This window comes from Stenotrophomonas sp. C-A (genome assembly GCF_054030835.1).
On the sequence record NZ_CM132916.1, the window covers coordinates 4,365,597 to 4,383,355 of the forward strand.

A 17,759-nucleotide genomic window follows, 5' to 3' on the forward strand; every position below is an offset into this window, starting at 1 on the left:
AGATTCTGTCAGCAGCGTCGAGCTTGCTCGACTGCTGTTGCCATTGCCCTGGTAGAGGTCGAGCTTGCTCGACTGCTGTTCGCGAAGATCCAAGGCGGTCGAGCAAGCTCGACATCTACCAAGAGCAATCAGCAAAGAGCAAAGAGCAAAGGCCACCACTCCATCCCACCAGCAGCAGAAAGCGAAGTGCGGAAGCAGGCGGGAAAACCCGACGCTACGAACGATCCAGCCAATCCGGCGCAATGCCCTGCGCCTTCTGCCAGCGCCGCAGCAGGGTGGCGCGTGGCACGAGGTAGTGATCCTCCAGCACGCGCACCTGACGGATCCGGTCCAGCCTGAAATGCCGGAAGTCCTCGCGGCCTTCGCACCACGCCGCCAGCATCGGCACTTCGTCGAAATAGCCCAGCGCGAACGGCCAGACGATGCGCTCGCTGCGCTGGCCCTGCGCGTCTTCGTAGCCGAACTTCAATCGCTGCTGCGAACCCACGGCTTCACGCACGGCCTGCAGGCGCGCGGGGGGAACCTTGCTCCCAGCGCGCGAAGGGCCCACGCGCAGACCACTGTCACGCAGCGCTTCGCGGCGCGCCGCAGGCAACACATGCGCGATACGCGCCAGGGCGTCACGCGCAGCCTCGGCCAGCGCCGGCTCGGTGCGCGCGGCAACCCAGCGCAGGCCCAGCACCAGCGCATCGATCTCGGCCGGTGGCAGGGTCATGGGAGGCAAGGTATCGCTCGGTGCCAGCAGGTAGCCGACGCCGGCCTCGCCACGCAGGTCAGCGCCCTGCTCGCGCAGGGTCTCGATATCGCGGTACAGCGTGCGCAAGCTGATGCCCAGCGCGTCGGCCAGCGCCTGCCCCGCCACCGGACGTCGATGACGGCGCAGCAGCTGCAGCAACTGGGTCAGGCGCAGCGCACGTGACATCAGCCGACCAGTGCGCTCGATGCCACCACGTGCTCGCCCGGCTGCGGGGTCAACGCGGCCTCGACCAGCGCTTTGGCAATTTCAGCGGCCGGATTGATCCGCCACGCCCGCGGCAGCACCGGCCCCAGCACGCCCAGCACCTTCAATGCGAGGCGCTCACCGCGGCGGACCTCGCTGCGCTCGCCCCCGATCAGCCCTGGGCGGACCAGGGTCAACGAATTGAAGCCCAACGTGCGAAGGTCGCGCTCCAGCTCGCCCTTCACCCGGCTGTAGAAGATCGACGACTGCGGGTTGGCACCGGCTGCGGAATTCAGCACATACGTCTGAGCACCTTGTCCCTGCGCCAAGCGGGCGAACGCCAGCGGGTAGTCATGGTCGATCCGATGGAAGGCCTCGCGGCTGCCAGCCTGGGCAATGGTGCTGCCCAGTGCGCAGATGACCGCATCCACTCGCGCCCACTCCGGTGCGGCCGGCAACGCATCGAAGGCCAGCACCGGGTTCTCCAGCTTCCCGAGAGTTACGCCCAACGGGCGGCGAGTGGGCGCCACGACGGCGCTGCAGCGTGGGTCGTCCAGCAGCCTGGACAGGGTCAGCCCGCCGACCAGCCCGGTCGCCCCCAGCAACATCACGCGCATCACCACCTCCACTGCGGCATTCTGTCGCCCATCGTAGCCGTTCAAGCCATCGGCAGCCGCGCCGATATGCTGGAACCAGTCCCTGCCAGCCCCAGGATTCGCTCCATGACGGACCAGCCCGACCACCGCCCTGCCCCCGGTACCGCCCTTGGGCCGCCGGCACGCGTGCGCGCGGTGGTGGACGATGGCCTGGGCGACCGCGTGGTGCTGCAGGGCGGCGGTGGCGTGGCCCTGCAGCAGCTGTTCGCAGGCGCCGACGCGCCGGAACCGCTGCTGGCGGCGTTCGCCAACGGCATGGCCACCCTGCCCGGCGAACTGGGCGACATGGGCGACCGCCTGCAATCGGCGCAGGCCAGCGCCGATTGGCCGCGCTACGGCCGCGCGATGCGGCAGTTGATCGACAAGTACATCCGCACCATCGAGCAGCATTCCCCGGACGGGCAGCCGGAAAGCCTGCGCCTGTCCGAGCAGCTGCGGCTGCTGCTGGGCGGTGCGGTGGTGGCCCTGCTGCAGCACGACCCGGATCTGCGCGAACAAGCGCAGACCCTGGCCACGCGCCTCCGCCAGTGGCAACCGGGTACCGCACTGGAGCCGATCGAACAGGGCGTGCGCGAACTCGGCCACCAGGTCGGTGTGCGTGCCGAGAGCTGGCAGGAGCAGCAGGCGCTGCTGCTGGAGCTGTTCGCGTTGCTGCTGGAGAACGTGAGCGAGCTGCTGGATGACCGCAGCTGGCTGCAGGGCCAGATCGCGGCGGTGCGCCAGTTGCTGGACGGTCCGTTGGAAGCCGAAGCGGTCGAGCGCACCCGCGCCGAGTTGCGCGAAGTGATCTACAAGCAGGGCCTGCTGCGCCAGGGCATCGACGATTCGAAGGCGGCGATGCGCGGGTTGATGGGCGAGTTCATCGAGCGCATGGATGGCATGGCCACCAGCACCGGTGAGTACCACGACCGCATCGGCAGCTACGCGCTGCAGCTGCGTGAGGCGCGCAGCATCGCCGACCTCAACCAGCTGCTGCAGGAGGTGATGCGCGATACCGGCAAGGTGCAGCAGCAGGCCGCGCAGGCCCGCGATCATCTGGCCAGCGCGCGACAGGAAGTAGAACGCGCAGAGCAGCGCATTGCCGAGCTGGAGCAGGAACTGCGTGCTGCTGGTGACCTGGCGCGTATCGATCCGCTGACCCAGGCACTGAACCGCCGCGGCCTGGACGAACTGCTGCAGCGTGAGCTGGCGCGTGCCATGCGCAACAACTCGCCGCTGGGCGTGGCGGTGATCGACCTGGATGATTTCCACCTGACCAACGAGGCGCACGGTCACGCCGGTGGCGATGCGCTGCTGCAGCACCTGGTGGCCGTGTGCAAGCTGCTGCTGCGCGCCACCGACGGCATCGCGCGGCTGGGCGGCGACGAGTTCGTGCTGGTGCTGCCGGAAACCCAGGGTGCCGACAGCATGGCCACCGTGCAGCGCCTGCAACGTTCACTGGCGCACCGCGTGCTGACCGTGCAGGACCGACGCGTGCCGGTGCATTTCAGCGCCGGGCTGGCGCAATGGCAGCCCGGTGACGATACCGAGACCCTGCTGCGCCGCGCCGATGACGCGCTGTATGCAGCCAAGCGGCAGGGCAAGAACCGGGTGCAGACGGGGTAGTCCGCTCCGCCGGGCATGGCCCGGCGGCGGCGGTTGGTGGGTGCCGACCGTTGGTCGGCACGCCCTTCGCTTACTTCCCGCGCAGCTTCTGGAACCCGGTCACCGCCGCCAGCACGATGGCGCCAGCGATGATGCCGACCACCATGTTGGCCGCAGCACTGATCAGCCAGCCCCACTGCCCTTCGCCGCCCAATGCCTGCACCGCATGGTGCAGCGCCGGCACGTTGTGCACCAGGATGCCGCCGCCCACCAGGAACATGGCGATGGTGCCGGCCACCGACAGGAACTTCATCAGCCACGGCGCCGAGGCCACCAGGCCGCGACCGAAGGCGGCAATGGCACCGCCCTTGCGCGACAGGTACAGGCCGACGTCATCAAGCTTCACGATGCCCGCCACCAGCCCATAGACGAACACCGTCATCGCCAAGGCAACCACGGCCAGGGTGACCACCTGGTTGGTGAACGGCGCGGTGGCGACCACGCCCAAGGTCAGCACGATGATCTCGGCCGAGAGGATGAAGTCGGTGCGGATCGCGCCCTTCACCTTGTCCTTCTCCCACGCCACCATGTCCACCTGCGTATCGGCCAGCGCCTTGCGACGCTCGGTCTGGCGCTCGGCATCGTCGTCGGAGGAATGCAGGTAGCGGTGCGCCAGCTTCTCCACACCCTCGAAGCACAGGAAGGCACCGCCGATCATCATCAGCGGCACGATCAGCGGCACGTTCCAGCCGCGGCTGTGCAGCCAGGCCTCCAGCGCGCTGATCGCCAGAGCCGCCGGCACCAGGATCACCTTGTTGACCAGCGAGCCCTTGGCCACCGCCCACACCACCGGCAGCTCGCGGTTGGCGTTGACCCCGGTCACCTGCTGCGCGTTCAGCGCCAGGTCGTCGCCGAGTACACCAGCGGTCTTCTTCGCCGCGACCTTGGTCAGCACCGAGACATCGTCGAGGAGGGTGGCGATATCGTCGAGCAGGGCGAACAGGCTGGCACCGGCCATGGGAAGTCCAGAGAGGGAATGAGCGGATTCTGACCGATACCGGGGCGGCTGCGGAAGCGGTCGGGTTCACTGCGTGCCTACCGCCCCCCGGCGACACTGCGGAATCCGGACATTGCTGGCCAGGGGCCGGCACGACCGTCTTTGCCGCATGGGAGTTCCGCTTGAGCAATCCGCCCACCGCCAATGGCAATCCCCCGCTGGTCAAAGGCATGAACCGGCGCAGCCAGATCCTGCGCCTGTTGATGCGCTACCGCCATTCAGGCGTGTTTTCCGGCATGAACCTGGATGCCGCGGGCAATCCGGCCGACGTACCGGCAGATGGCAACCCGGAACAGTTCGTCAGTGACCTGGAAGCCTTGGGGCCCACCTTCGTCAAGCTGGGCCAGATGCTCTCTACCCGCCCGGACATGGTGCCGGTGGAGTTCGCCACGGCGCTGGAGCGCATGCAGGAGAAGGTGGCCGAGATTCCGGTCGAGCGCATCCATGCCATCGTCGAGCAGGAACTGGGCGCCCCGGTGAACAAGCTGTTCGCTGCGTTCGATCCCGAGCCACTGGGCTGCGCGTCAATCGCGCAGGTGCACCGCGCGGTGCTGCACGATGGCCGCCAGGTAGCAGTGAAGGTGCAGAAGCCTGAAGTCGCCGCACAGCTGCGCTCGGACCTGGAGGCGCTGCGCAGCTTCGCGCTGGCCGCCGACCACCTGACCCAGGTCGGCCGCCGCGTGCGCCTGCGCGACTGGCTCAACGAGTTCGCCAAGACCCTGATGCAGGAGCTGGACTACCACGCCGAGGCCGAGAACCTGGCCCGTTTCGGCCGCCACCTCAAGCCATTCCGCCGCCTGTGGATTCCGCAGCCGCTGTGGGATTACAGCAGCCAGCGCGTGCTGACCATGGAACTGGCCACCGGCGTGCGCGTGGATGCAATTCCCGATGTGCGCCGCACCGAGCAATCGATGGATCCGCTGGCGGCGGCACTGATCCGCGGCTACCTGGACCAGATCTTCGTGCATGGCGAGATCCACGCCGATCCGCATCCGGGCAACCTGCGGGTGATGCCTGATGGCCGCTTGGCGATCTTCGACCTGGGCATGGTCGCGCATATGCCACCGCGCCTGCGCGAGCGCCTGCTGAAGATCCTGTTCGCCGCGGTCGATGGCCGTGGCGAGGAAGTGGCCGACGACCTGATCAGCATCAGCACGCGGCTGGAGGCCTTCGACGAGGAGCGCTACCTGCGCGAAACTGGCCAGCTGATCGCGCGCTACGCCGCCAGTGGCAGTTTCTCCGAGGGCCGCGTGGTGCTGGACATGGTGCGCATCGCCACCGCCTGCGGGCTGCGCACGCCGCCGGAACTGAGCCTGCTGGGCAAGGCACTGCTCAACCTGGAAACCGTGTGCCGGCTGCTGGCACCCGAGCTGGAAACACGTCGCATCGTCGAGCGCCAGCTGCAGCACGTGATGCGCGCACGCCTGAAGAAATCGCTGTCTGCCGCCAACCTCGCCAGCGAGGCGATGGAGCTGCAGCAGCTGCTGCGCGATGGGCCGCGCAAGCTGTCGGACATCATGGCGCTGCTGGCCGAGAACCGCCTGCAGATGAAGGTGACCGGCCTGGAAGAATCGCGGTTAATGGAGAACCTGCAGAAGATCGCCAACCGCGTAGCGGCCGGCATCATCAGCGCCGCGTTGATCATGGCCGCCGCGATGATGATGAAGATCGACACCGGCTGGCATCTGTTCGGCTACCCGCTGATTGCGCTGATCCTATTGTTCATCGGCGTGGTGCTCGGCCTTGGCATCGTAACCAGTGCACTGCTGTTTGATCGTCGCGCACGGGCACGCGAGGAACGCGGGCATCGCTAGCGCATCAACGAAAACGCCGTATTCATGCGGTTTTTAATGCAATCCAACGCAGCCTTTCACGCTCGTTTTACCTTCTGAGCGCGATTGCGCGCGCGTCATTTCAACAAACATTTCAGTCAGGTTCGTGCATGCACTATCGGGTCATCGGCCTGTCACATGCATGTGCTTGCGGCAGCGCTGGTCGGATGGACACGCGTCGGTACGACGTCCATCACCACCACCCCGTCACTGCCGAAGCTGCCTATGCTCTGGATACTGCTGCTGTCGTTGTTGCTGTTGTGCTGGTTGTTCCTCGCGTCCGACAAGTGGGTGTGGTGGAAGGCCGGTGCGTTCTCGCTGCTGCTGCTCACGCTCAGCGCGTGGTGGCTGATCGACAAGCTGTCCGGTGATGGGCTCAATGCCGCCACCCTGTACCACCTGGGCGCCGACATGGAAGGCGCCGGTGTCTCCGACTTCAAGGGCTATATCGCCGGCTTCATCGTGCTGGCGCTGGTCTCGCTGCTGCCGCTGTTCGCCACGCGGGTCAAGCGCTGGCGCCGGCCCGGCCACGGTGGCGCGTTGTTCGCCGGTTTCGCGGCCGTGTGGGTGGCCACGATCATGATCAGCCCGCTGGCCCGCGACGGCCAGCGCCTGTACCAGCAGCTGCGCCCGGTCGACTTCGCGCGCATCGCCCCCGAGTACCAGGTGCCGACGCAGCGGCTGCAGCGCCCGCGCAACATCGTCTGGATCTACGGCGAAAGCCTGGAGCGCACTTACCTGGATGAGAACGTGTTCCCGGGCCTGATGCCCAATCTCAACCGCCTGGCCACAAAGTCGCTGGACGTGCGCGGGCTGGCCTCGGCCGAAGGCAGCGGTTGGACCATCGCCGGCCTGGTGTCGTCGATGTGCGGCGTACCGCTGACCACCTCGCAGGGCGATGAGAACAGCATGGACCGCATGGGCAGCTTCCTGCCCAAGGCGGTGTGCCTGGGCGACTACCTGAAACAGCAGGGCTATACCAACCATTACCTGGGCGGTGCCAACGGCCAGTTCGCCGGCAAGGGCCAGTTCCTGGCCAGCCACGGTTTCGATGAAGTGCATGACCTGGCCTGGTTCAAGCAGCAGAAGAAGATCGGCCGCATCCACTACTCGGCCTGGGGCGTGCATGACGATGTGCTGCTGGACACCGCCTACCAGCGCTTCGAGCAGCTCTCGCGCGCCGGCTCGCCGTTCATGCTGACCACGCTGACCATGGATACCCATCACCCAGCCGGCCATCTGCCGGTGTCGTGCAAGGGCGAGCGCTACCAGAGCCAGTACGGCAACATCAACATGCTCAACGCGCTCAAGTGCAGCGACCGGCTGATCTCGCAGCTGGTGCAGCGCATCCAGGCCAGCCCGTACGGCAAGGACACACTGATCGTGATCGCCTCCGATCACCTGGCGATGCCCAACGATCTGACCCACATCCTGACCCGGCAGAAGCGCGAGAACCTGCTGCTGTTCCTGGGCGATGGCATTGCCCCGCAGCAGCTCAGCGCCGACGCCGGCACCACCCTGGATTCGGGTGCGACCCTGCTCAGCCTGCTGGACCCGAACCTGAAGACGATGGGCTTTGGCCGTTCGCTGATCGATACCCAGCGCGCGCCCAGCGCCAGCGTGGCCACCCAGCGCGATGGCGGCCGCGATTACCCGCAGTACCTCGCCTTCGCCCGCTCGCTGTGGCTGGGCGAACCGACCCGCGAACTGAAGATCGATGGCGATGACCAGGTGGTGGTCGGCCTGCAGCATGTGCAGCCACCGGTGTTGCTGGAGTACGACAAGGACTGGGGTTTGAAGTCCGTGTATCTGGAAAACACTTCGCGCCAGTTCGATGATGCCAACCCGGACAACACCCTGGCCTATGTCGACCGCTGCACCGCGTTCGAGGACGGCTCGGCCGACGGTGACTGGTGCGCCCTGCTGGTCAACCGCGACAACGGCATCAAGCTGTACCGCGACAACGACCTGCGTGGCGGCATCGCGGTGGATGCACCGCTGGATGCATTCCAGGGCCCGCGCCCGAGCGTGCGCCAGGCACACATGATCACCCAGAAGGGCCGCCGTACCCGCGCCGGCCAGTACATGCTGCAGCTGGTGGCGAGCACGCGCCCGGATCGCGGCTTCTGGATCGAGGCGGTGTCCTCGCAGCGCAAGGTGGTGCTGGCCCAGCAGTGGGTGCAGCCCGATGCCAACGGCAAGATCAACGTGTCGTTCGGGCTGGACCACGAAGTGGATGATCTGGAGATCCGCGCGTGGTTGAATCATGCCGAGAAACTGGCGGTGGATACGTTCGCACTGGTGCCCTCGCGCAGCCGACCGCGAGGGTAGGGGTTTCTTTGCAGGGCTGCGCCCTGCCACCCGCTACAAGCCGGAGAAACAGCAACGGCAACAGCGTGCATTCCGTGGTTGGGTGGGGCGGTGTCGGAGTGCGGGGACGCCGTGAATCCGTCCTTGGAGGCTTGGCAGCCGCATCCATGCGGCTGACACCCCGCACTCCGACACCGCCCCACCTCTGACAGATTCCTGCGGCTGTCGGTAGGTGTCGACCTTGGTCGACACAATCTGTCAGATATCGAAAATCAAAATGGGGTCAGATCCGTTTTCCTACGGAAAACGGATCTGACCCCAAAAGCAATTCCAACAGATCACGGAAATCTGTCGAAGGCGGGGTGGGGCCGGTTGCGGGAGTGTCCGCGGCATGGATGCCGCGGCCAAGCCCCCAAGGATGGGTTTACGGCGTCTCCCGCAACCGGACCCACCCCGCCAATCCTCGGAATGCCAGCTTTTGCTGTTGCTCTTGCGGTTGACGTTGCTTCGGCGGGTGCAGGGCGCAGCCCTGCAGAACACCCCCTACTCCTGCGGATCGCGGGTGATGTGGATGTCGGTCGGGGTCGACAGCGGGATGTTCCGCTCCGCCAGGATCTGCAGCAGGCTGAAATACAGATCGCTGCGGGTGGCATACACCTGCCGCGGGCTGGCTACATACGCAAAGCTGTTGATGGTGATCTGGCCACCGGCAATGCTGTCGATGTAGACCGTCGGTGCCGGCTGCTTCAGCACGTTGGTATGCGCGGTGTACGCATCCAGCAGCGCCTGCCGCAGGTTGCCGACATCGGTGCTGGGCGGCACCGCGAACTGGATCTGGATGCGACCCTGGTTGTTGCCCATTGTCATGTTGCGTACGGTCTTGGTGACCAGCTCGGAGTTGGGCACGATCAGGGTCGATTTGTCCCCCACCTGGATCTCGGTCGAACGCAGGCTGATGCGGCGGATGTCGCCTTCCTGATCACCCAGCTTCACCCAGTCACCGATCTTCACCGGGCGCTCGGCCAGCAGGATCAGGCCGGAAACGAAGTTCTGGGTGATCACCTGCAGGCCGAAACCAATACCCACTGACAGCGCGCTGACCAGCAACGCGAGCTTGCTCAGCTCCAGGCCCATCGCCGTCAGCGCCCAGATCACCGCGAGGATGATGCCCACATAGCGGGTAACCGTACTGACCGAGTTGCGTGCACCCAGGTCCAGTTCGGTCTTGGGCAGGTAGGTGTCGGTCAGCCAGCGCTGCACCAGCTGGGTGATCGCCAGGCCGGCCAGCAGCACCACAATCGCCAGCACGATCTGCATCGGCTTCAGAGTGGTTCCACCCAACGGAATGCCCGTGGTGAGCAGCGAAGAGAAGCGTTCCACCACCGCGCCGATGTTGCCAAAAGGTGCCACCAGCGCCAGCAATGTGATCAGCACGACGATGGTGCGCAGGGCTGCAGAGAGCAGCACGCCGGCCTGTTCCAGCCGCGACACGCTCAGGCCGGTGCTGAGCAGGATGGTCTGGCCCACCTTGCTGTCGGCATTGAGCATCCACGTGCTGAAGTCATCGACGAACTTGAACAGCAGGGTCGCCGCCAGCACCACGATGCTGCCGCCAATCAACTGCTGGTTCACGAACTTGGCGAAATTCAGGTAGCCCAGCAACGTCGCGACGATGGCGGCCACCACCGCGACGTTGCCCGCCACGCGTGCCAATACCAGCCAGCTGCTGCGGCGCACCGGCGTGGCCGCGCCCACGCCATCGGCCTGTGCCTCCAGCTTGGCCTCGGCCTCGGCGGTCTGCCGGCGATGCAGGCGTGCCAGGGTGACCAGCATGGCCATGATCAGGCCCAGGTAGGTCAGGGCAATCAGGCCATCCAGCGCTACCGTGGTGACGTCGCTGGTACGCGTAGCCTGATCGAGGGCGACCAGCACCGTACTCAGCCAGGCCAGTGCCGCCGCGCCCCACGCGTACTTGCGCAGCTTGAGTGCGGCGGTGTCGTCCAGATTCAACAATCGCCATGAGGGGCGCTTGGGCACCAGCAGGCAGGCGCTGAGCGCGGCAATGAAGGCCGCACGGAAGGTGGCGGTTTCCAGACCGTCGGCCACCACCTGCAGGCGCGGTGCGATCGCATCAACGGCGTCCAGCGCCGCCATCAGCACCACTACGGCATAGCCGGGCAGCAACGTGCCGACCAGCAACAACCACATGGCCAGGCCGGAACGGCGCAGGCGACCATCGGGCGCACGCTCCGACGCCGCAAAGCGCCGCCCCAGCCTACGCAGCCACAACCGCAGCGGGAACATCATCACCAGCGCGGCGATCAGGCCCAGCAACGGCGTGCCCCAGCCATTGGCCCGGATGCCGGCAACGAACGTATCGCGCCCCTGCTCGGCCAACGGCGCGACGCGTGCGATATCGATCGGCAGGCGCTCGGCCACCTTGCTCCACAGTGCCGGAGACAACGGCGAGGCGACCTTCTTCCCCATGTCTTCGGCGCGCTGCGCAGTGCGCTGCTGGTCGATGTCGGCTGCCAGCTGCTGGGCACGCACGGCGCTGGTCTTGGCCTGCGCCACCGACGCGGCCAGTCCGTCGCGCTGCTTGTTGATCGTGCGCCGTTGCGCCGCCAGTTCGGGCGGCTCGGTGGTGCCCTCGACAGGCGTGCCCAGCTGCGCCAGTTGTTCGTCGAGGCGAACCAGCTGGGGCTGCAGCGCCTTTTCCAGCGCCTCAGCATCACGCCGTGCCTGCGAGGCATTCTCCGACAGCATCGCCAGCGTCTCGATGGCTTCAGCATCGCCACGCTTGCGATCGATCTCCTTCAGCCTGGAATCGATATCCGCCAGCTGCTGCTTTGGCGTCGGGTCCTCATCCTGTGCCAGCACCGGCGCGGACAGCAGGAGGGCGGTGCACAGCGTCAGGACCCACCAGGGCCCACGTGCACGGATCGTTCGCAGGAAAGAAGACACGCCAGCCACACCGGTTCGCGCGGACCACCGCGCCTGCGCGCGACTATACGGCACAGGCGGTAAAGGGCGGATGGGCGGTACTCAGTACTTCAGGCGCAGCTCTTCCACGGCCGGCTGCTGCAGCGCGTACCAGTCCTGGAACTCTTCCTCGGTGATCTCATCGGGCGCGTACACCGCCACCGGGTGCCAGTCGTGGTCGGTCGGCAGCGGCTGGCGCGGGCCGGCACGCAAGCTGTAGGCAACGCCTTCGTAGTCCACCAGGTCATCGACCTGCGGCCACTGTTCGCGTGCGAACGCGGATTCACTCTTCAACAGGATCACCTGGTACATCGGCACCTCCACCTCGGTTGGATCAGGAAAACACGGCGCTGGCGGTAGCATACCGCCGCACCGGTGACAACGGGCACGCCGCAGCGGCGACGGAACGTTCTGGACACGGCCATCGCCCCGGCTTCACCCGCCCATGGCAAGGCCATCGGCATCGTGGAGGCCCACCCCTGCCACGACCGCCGATGACCGAGCACCCGCCGCTGAAGACCGTTGCCGACCTCAAGCTGCCCCGCTACCTGGGCACCTGGTACGAGATCACACGCCTGCCGATGCGCCATGAACCGGAAGGCTGCACCGACGTGTCGGCGCACTACACCCTGCTCGACAACGGCAACGTCGGCGTCACCAACCGCTGCCGTATGGACGGCGAGGTCGAGGAAGCCACCGGCGAGGCCTGTGCCGTCGACAACGACAGCGCGCGCCTGGAGGTGAGCTTCCTGCCCAAGGGCCTGCGCTGGTTGCCGTTCGCCAAGGGCGACTACTGGGTGATCCAGGTCGCTCCGGACTACAGCGTGGCGCTGGTCGGCAGCCCGGACCGCAAGTACCTGTGGCTGCTGGCCCGCGAACCGCAGCTGGACGCCACCGTGCAGGACCATTATCTGGCCACCGCCCGGCTGCAGGGCTTCGATCTGTCCGAACTGATCCAGACCCCACATACCGGCCACCCGACCGCCTGAGCAGCTGCGCATGGACCTGAAAAGTGGCTATCCGTGGTGGGCGGTGCGCAACGGCCTGATCCACGCCTTCCCACCGCTGGAAATGGACCTGCACAGCGACGTGCTGGTGGTCGGCGGTGGCATCACCGGTGCGCTCATCGCCGATGAACTGTCCGCCCACGGCCAAGAAGTCGCGGTCATCGAGCAGCGCGACATCGGCTGGGGCAGTACCGCCGCCAGCACCGCGCTGCTGCAGTACGAGATCGATACCCATCTGCTGGAGCTGGCACAGCGTTACGGCCATGACGCCGCCGCACGGGCCTACCTTGCCTGTGCCGAGGCAATCCCGGCGCTGGGCGAGGTCGCTCGCGGCCTGAAAGACGTTGATTTCCAGCGCATGGACAGCCTGTATCTGGCCAGCCGCCATCGCGACGTGCCGCGCCTGATGGCCGAAGGTGGGGCGCGGCGCAGCATCGGCCTGGATGCCCGCTGGCTGGGCCCGGAGGCACTGCGGGAACGTTTCGACGTTGAGGCCGGCGGCGCCCTGCTGACCCGGCAGGCGGCGCGGGTCGATCCGTATCGGCTGACCTATGCGCTGCTGCAGCGCGTGCGCCGGCGCGGCGGCCACGTGCATGACCGCACCGTACTGCACAGCCTCGATGCCACCGCGCGCGGGGTGACCGCCCGTACCGAAGCCGGTGCCACGGTCCGCGCACGCCACGTCGTGCTGGCCATGGGCTATGCCAACCAGCGCTGGCTCGATCAACGCGTCGCCCGCAACCGCAGCAGCTATGCCTTCATCACCGACCCCATCGATGCGGACGTGCTGGGCCGGCTGCGCAACACGATGGTCTGGGAGAGCGCACGCCCCTACCTGTATCTGCGCGCCACCGGCGACCGGCGCCTGCTGGTGGGTGGACTGGACGATGCCATCGACATCCCGGCCCGCCGCGACCGGCGCGTGCAGCGCAAGGCCGACCAGCTGATGAAGCAGCTGCAGCACTGGTTCCCACGGCTGGACCCGGTACCGGCGTTTTCCTGGGCCGGCACCTTCGCCGAAACGGCGGACGGCCTGCCTTTCTTCGGCCCGCACGATCAGTGGGGCCCGCGGGTGCACTTCGCCATGGCCTACGGCGGCAACGGCATCACCTATTCAATGATCGGCGCGCAGCTGCTGCGGGCCCGGATCGAGCGCTGCGGGCATCCGCTGACGGGGCTGTTCGGGTTCGGGCGGTTGCCGTAGCGCCCGCCTCTTGTAGAGTCGAGCCACGCTCGACTGCATCTGCCACCCGCGGCCGAGCATGGCTCGACTCCACGGGGCGCCGACAGGCATCATTCAAGCAACCCCTGCTAGCGTCGGCCTGTACCGCCGCGTGTTGCGTGGCCACCTGTCCGCTGGAGCGCCGTCATGATCCGCCCCCTGACCCTGCTGCTGTGCCTGGCCCTGCCGGGAACCGTGCTGGCCCAGTCCGCTGCTGGCGCCACTGCGCCGCAGGCCGCCGGCCTGGACCTGACGCTGCCGCAGGCGCCGATGCGCTACCTCAACGACCCGGCTCTGCAGCGGGACCCGCCGGGCACGTACTACGGTGACAAGAGCGGTCCGCGCGTGCACGACGACGCGAAGATCGCCGACGTCACCGACGACAAGGTCAAGGTATCCGGCAGCTTCACCACCGGCATCGGCTATTCCAAGAACGGTGGCAACAGCCACTACAACGCCGCCACGCTGAACCTGAGCAAGAACTACACCACCGATGAAGGCAAGACCCACGGGGTCAACGTCAACATCCACGTGAGCGAAGGCAAGGGCCCGGGCTTCTTCGGTCCGTATGGCGGGTACTACGGCCGCGGCCCGGGCTATTGGGACTACCCGCCGCCGTACGGCTGGTAAGCCAGCTCCTGTAGAGCCAAGCCCATGCTCGGCTACGGTTGGCCGCAAAGCCGAGCATGGGCTCGGCTCTACATGGGCCAACGTCAATCCAGCCAGCCATCGCGCTCGCTGTGCAGGATGCGGCCGTCATAACCGCTCAGGCGCACGTCCACCTTCTGATTGCGTGCATTGCGGGCTTCCAGCGACCAGGTCGCACCATCGCGTTCCAGCGAATGGATCTCGCGCAGGCCATTCGCCTGTGCTCGTACCAGCACCTGCTCGGTGGTCAACAGCGCGCGGCTGCTGTGCTCGTCGAAGATCTCGCCGGTCTTCGGGTCCACGTAGACCTCGCTGAAGCGGCCATCGGCGCGGCTCACGTCGGCCTCCCACAGGCCATCATCGCGTTCGATCTCGTGGATCTGGGTGTAACCGGCCTTGCGCAGGGTCTGTTCGACCTGGGCCATGCCCAGCGGCGCGGCCTGTACGGCCGGTGCGATGGCCAGCAAAGCAACAGTGGCAAGGGTGAGCGACTTCAACATGGGGGTTCTCCTGTTCGTGTTCGTGGCCGGACCATCCCGGCAACGCCACAATGCACCCCGTGGTTAACAGCGCCTTAGCCGGCACTGTTAGCCAGCTGTTAGTCACCCCCGGCACACTCACGCCTGTTCCTACAGCCCTCCCTGCGCCCCGATGCTCTCCACCCTGCCCCTGCTGCTGGCCCTGGCCAGCGCCCCGACCGCCGCCGCGCCCGCTCAGGACCCGGCGCAGCAGGTCGCGCGCCGCGCGGTGCAGCAGGGCCGCTACGTGCCATTGGAAAGCGTGGTGCGCGATGCGCTCAAGCGCTTTCCGGGGCAACTGCTGGAAGTGGAGCTGGACGATGGCGTCTACGAAGTGGAGATCCTGCGCGGCGACGGCGTAGTGGTAGAGCTGGACTATGATGCGCGCAGCGGAAAGCTGCTGAAGACGGAGCTCGACGACTGATGCGCATCCTGTTGGCCGAAGATGATGCCGCACTGGCACAGCGCCTGGTGCCCCTGCTGGAACAGGCCGGCTACGTGGTGCACGTGGTTGCCGATGGCCGCCAGGCCGAGGAGATCGGCCAGATCGAGGACCTGCAGGCGGCCATCGTTGACCTCGGCCTGCCCGGCCTGGACGGATTGAGCGTGATTGAGCGCTGGCGCGGCAATGGCCGCAGCTTTCCGGTGCTGGTGCTGACCGCACGCGGGCGCTGGCACGACAAGCTGGCCGGCTTCGATGCCGGCGCCGATGACTACCTGACCAAGCCGTTCCAGGCCGACGAACTGGTGCTGCGCCTGCGCGCCCTGATCCGCCGCAGCCATGGCCATGCCAGCCCGCGCCTGCACTGCGGGCCGCTGCAGCTGGACGTCAACGCCGGCCGCTTCGAACTGGACGGACAGCCGCTGGCACTAAGCCCGCAGGAGTTCCGCCTGCTCAGTTACTTCATCCACCACAGCGGCCAGGTGATCGGCCGCGACCGCTTGGGCGAACAGGTGTTCGAGGGCGGGTTGGATCCCGACTCCAACGCGCTGGATGTGCTGCTGGGGCGCGTGCGCCGCAAGCTCGGCATCGATCTGATCCAGACCGTGCGCGGCCAGGGTTGGCGGCTGGCGGCACCGTGACGCGCCAGCCCTCGCTGCGGCGGCGGCTGCTGCTGGCCGGCGGCGTTGGCCTGCTGCTGGTCTCGCTGCTGGCCAGTGCATTGCTGGGCGAACTGTTCAAGCGCAGCGCGCGTGATCGGCTGGACCACGAACTGCAGCAGGACATGCTGACCCTGGTCGCGCAGATGGAAGTCACCCCCGACCACCAGCTGCAGCTGCGCCAGGAACCGAACGATGCGCGCTTCCAGCGCGTGTTCTCCGGTGCGTACTGGCAGATCGCCGGTGCCGATGGCCGCGTGCTGCTGCAGTCGCGTTCGCTGTGGGATGAAACGCTTCCCGCTGCGGTCACCGGTCCGGCCACGCGCAACCTGACCGGTCCGTTGCAGCAATCGCTGCGCGCACGCGTGCAGCAGGTGCGCCTGCCGCGCGCCAGTGAACCGTTCGTGGCGGTGGTTGCCACCGACCGCAGCGCGCTGGATGCCGATGTTGCCGCGTTCCGGCAGCGCACCGCCATCGCGTTGGGTGTGCTGGTCGTAGCGTGGCTGGCGGTGCTGGCCAGCCAGGTGCACTTCGGCCTGCGTCCGCTACACCGCCTCGGTGCACAGCTGGAACGGGTGCGGCGCGGTGATGCGCAGCGCATCGAGACGCGCGGTTTGGGCGCGGAGGTCGCGCCCCTGGGTGAAGAACTCAACGCACTGCTGGAGCACCAGCAACGCATGGTCGCGCGGGCACGCACCAGTGCACAGGACCTAGCGCATGCGCTGAAGACCCCATTGAGCGTGCTGGCCACCGAGGCCGACGGCGACGGTACGCATTGGCGTGCCACTGTGCGCGAACAAAGTGCGCGCATGCAGGCCAGCGTCGACCGCTACCTGGCTGCAGGGTTGGCCGCAGACCATCGCCAGCGCACCGACGTGGCCACTGTCGCGCAAGCGCTATGCCGGTTGATGGCACGCGTGCATGGCGAACGCGGCATTGCGTTCACGGCGGTGGGTATCGATCCGGTGCTGCAGTTCGCCGGTGCCAGTGCGGATCTGGAAGAGATGCTGGGCAACCTGCTGGACAACGCCGGGCGGTGGGCGCAACAGCAGGTCCACGTCAGCGCGGAGGCCGACGAAGGCCAGTTGCGCATCGAAGTACGTGACGACGGACCTGGCCTGGCTGCAGACGCCCTGGAACGGGTAACCCAGCGCGGTGTGCGGCTGGATGAGCGCGAGGGCAGCAGCGGGCTGGGCCTGGCAATCGTGGGCGATATCGCCGCCAGTTATGGCGGGCGTTTGGCGCTGGAAAATGCGCAGCCCGGACTGCGTGCGACGGTGTGGTTGCCGCTGGGGTGACGCACCGCTACCGGTTCACGCGCTTCCGGTAGGTGTCGACCTTGGTCGACATGCACCAAAAGCGCCGACCAAGGTCGGCATCTACCAAAGCAGTGCATCGGTTCCGCCGACTATCGTGCACCCGGTGTCGACCTTGGCCGACACGCATCAAAAGCGCCGACCAAGGTCGGCATCTACCAAAGCAGTGCATCGGTTCCGTCGGCCATCGTGCACCCGGTAGGTGTCGACCTTGGTCGACACGCATCAAGAGCATCGATCAAGCATCAACGGTGGTGCATCCACCAGCAGTCAATCGCGTCCAGCACGATGTGGATGATCAAACCGATGCCGAACAACCGCGTTCTCTTCGGCACGCACAGCCCTGCATAGACCGCGATGGCCGGTGCGGTGTGCAGCGGGTGGAAACCGATGCTGCAGCGGTTCGGCGCGTAGATCGGATCGGCCAGCAGGTGATCCAGATCGATGATCCAGCCCAGCAGCATCAGCAGCCACGCCGAGGCAAAGCGCTTACGCCAGAACAGCCATGCCAGCAACGCTGGCACGGCGGCATGCAGGAACAGGTGGAAGATCGCGCGCGCGCTCATCGGGACCGGTAGCGCCGGGC

At 66.8% G+C, this 17,759-nt stretch carries 15 protein-coding genes and 1 pseudogene; 9 read left to right on the plus strand and 7 right to left on the minus strand.

Going from position 1 to position 17,759, the window contains the following annotated elements; translation table 11 throughout:
- Positions 1–214: 214 nt before the first annotated feature.
- Both ACW5IY_RS20290 and ACW5IY_RS20295 read right to left on the minus strand, forming a co-directional pair.
- A complete protein-coding gene (locus tag ACW5IY_RS20290; protein WP_049435716.1) occupies positions 215–922 on the minus strand; it encodes a helix-turn-helix transcriptional regulator in 708 nt (235 codons plus the stop codon).
- A complete protein-coding gene (locus ACW5IY_RS20295; RefSeq protein ID WP_192840209.1) occupies positions 922–1,557 on the minus strand; it encodes a Rossmann-fold NAD(P)-binding domain-containing protein in 636 nt (211 codons plus the stop codon). The genes ACW5IY_RS20290 and ACW5IY_RS20295 overlap by 1 nt, the downstream gene beginning before the upstream one ends.
- Positions 1,558–1,662: 105 nt before the next feature.
- Here ACW5IY_RS20295 and ACW5IY_RS20300 point away from each other — a divergent pair, with 105 nt between their 5' ends.
- Positions 1,663–3,201 carry a GGDEF domain-containing protein gene (locus ACW5IY_RS20300; protein ID WP_049435718.1) on the plus strand — a complete coding sequence of 513 codons (1,539 nt, stop codon included), beginning with the start codon at positions 1,663–1,665 and terminating at the stop codon, positions 3,199–3,201.
- Positions 3,202–3,271: 70 nt separating this feature from the next.
- Here ACW5IY_RS20300 and ACW5IY_RS20305 read toward each other — a convergent pair whose 3' ends face one another.
- Positions 3,272–4,198 carry a DUF808 domain-containing protein gene (locus ACW5IY_RS20305; protein ID WP_049435720.1) on the minus strand — a complete coding sequence of 309 codons (927 nt, stop codon included), beginning with the start codon at positions 4,196–4,198 and terminating at the stop codon, positions 3,272–3,274.
- Between the two features lie 206 nt (positions 4,199–4,404).
- On the opposite strand from ACW5IY_RS20305, the pseudogene ACW5IY_RS20310 reads away from it, so the two are divergent.
- A pseudogene (locus tag ACW5IY_RS20310) lies at positions 4,405–6,051 on the plus strand (ABC1 kinase family protein); the annotation flags it as partial.
- A 243-nt stretch (positions 6,052–6,294) separates the two neighbouring features.
- A complete protein-coding gene (locus ACW5IY_RS20315; RefSeq protein ID WP_049435831.1) occupies positions 6,295–8,400 on the plus strand; it encodes a phosphoglycerol transferase I in 2,106 nt (701 codons plus the stop codon).
- 522 nt (positions 8,401–8,922) lie between these two features.
- Here the strand turns inward: ACW5IY_RS20315 and ACW5IY_RS20320 are convergent.
- Positions 8,923–11,343, minus strand: a complete 2,421-nt coding sequence (locus ACW5IY_RS20320) for a DUF3772 domain-containing protein (protein ID WP_049435832.1) — start codon at positions 11,341–11,343, stop codon at positions 8,923–8,925.
- A gap of 81 nt (positions 11,344–11,424) precedes the next feature.
- On the minus strand, positions 11,425–11,673 hold the full coding sequence (locus ACW5IY_RS20325) for a hypothetical protein (RefSeq protein WP_049422925.1): 249 nt from the start codon (positions 11,671–11,673) through the stop codon (positions 11,425–11,427).
- Positions 11,674–11,855: 182 nt separating this feature from the next.
- Here ACW5IY_RS20325 and ACW5IY_RS20330 point away from each other — a divergent pair, with 182 nt between their 5' ends.
- The 3 genes from ACW5IY_RS20330 (at position 11,856) to ACW5IY_RS20340 (ending at position 14,220) form a co-directional block, all read left to right on the plus strand.
- Entirely contained in the window at positions 11,856–12,350 is a 495-nt protein-coding gene (locus ACW5IY_RS20330; RefSeq protein WP_049435722.1) for a lipocalin family protein, read from the plus strand.
- Between the two features lie 10 nt (positions 12,351–12,360).
- Entirely contained in the window at positions 12,361–13,572 is a 1,212-nt protein-coding gene (locus tag ACW5IY_RS20335; RefSeq protein WP_049435723.1) for an NAD(P)/FAD-dependent oxidoreductase, read from the plus strand.
- A 165-nt stretch (positions 13,573–13,737) separates the two neighbouring features.
- Complete coding sequence (locus ACW5IY_RS20340; protein WP_049435724.1) at positions 13,738–14,220, plus strand: hypothetical protein; 483 nt, start codon at positions 13,738–13,740, stop codon at positions 14,218–14,220.
- 83 nt (positions 14,221–14,303) lie between these two features.
- Here the strand turns inward: ACW5IY_RS20340 and ACW5IY_RS20345 are convergent, their stop codons facing one another.
- The gene (locus ACW5IY_RS20345) at positions 14,304–14,738 is read right to left on the minus strand and encodes a PepSY domain-containing protein (RefSeq protein ID WP_049435725.1); all 435 of its coding nucleotides are present in this window, start codon (positions 14,736–14,738) and stop codon (positions 14,304–14,306) included.
- 151 nt (positions 14,739–14,889) lie between these two features.
- Here ACW5IY_RS20345 and ACW5IY_RS20350 point away from each other — a divergent pair, with 151 nt between their 5' ends.
- From ACW5IY_RS20350 to ACW5IY_RS20360, 3 genes are read left to right on the plus strand one after another with little or no spacing between them, the layout of a single operon-like run.
- Entirely contained in the window at positions 14,890–15,180 is a 291-nt protein-coding gene (locus ACW5IY_RS20350; RefSeq protein WP_005411366.1) for a PepSY domain-containing protein, read from the plus strand.
- A complete protein-coding gene (locus tag ACW5IY_RS20355; RefSeq protein WP_049435726.1) occupies positions 15,180–15,839 on the plus strand; it encodes a response regulator transcription factor in 660 nt (219 codons plus the stop codon). Before ACW5IY_RS20350 ends, ACW5IY_RS20355 begins: the two co-directional genes overlap by 1 nt.
- Positions 15,836–17,155 (plus strand): sensor histidine kinase, encoded by a 1,320-nt coding sequence (locus ACW5IY_RS20360; RefSeq protein WP_049435833.1) that lies wholly within the window; start codon positions 15,836–15,838, stop codon positions 17,153–17,155. Before ACW5IY_RS20355 ends, ACW5IY_RS20360 begins: the two co-directional genes overlap by 4 nt.
- 263 nt (positions 17,156–17,418) lie before the next feature.
- On the opposite strand, the gene ACW5IY_RS20365 is transcribed toward ACW5IY_RS20360, so the two are convergent.
- Positions 17,419–17,739, minus strand: coding sequence for a DUF6122 family protein (locus tag ACW5IY_RS20365; protein ID WP_019661547.1), 321 nt, complete (start codon positions 17,737–17,739; stop codon positions 17,419–17,421).
- Positions 17,740–17,759 lie beyond the last annotated feature (20 nt).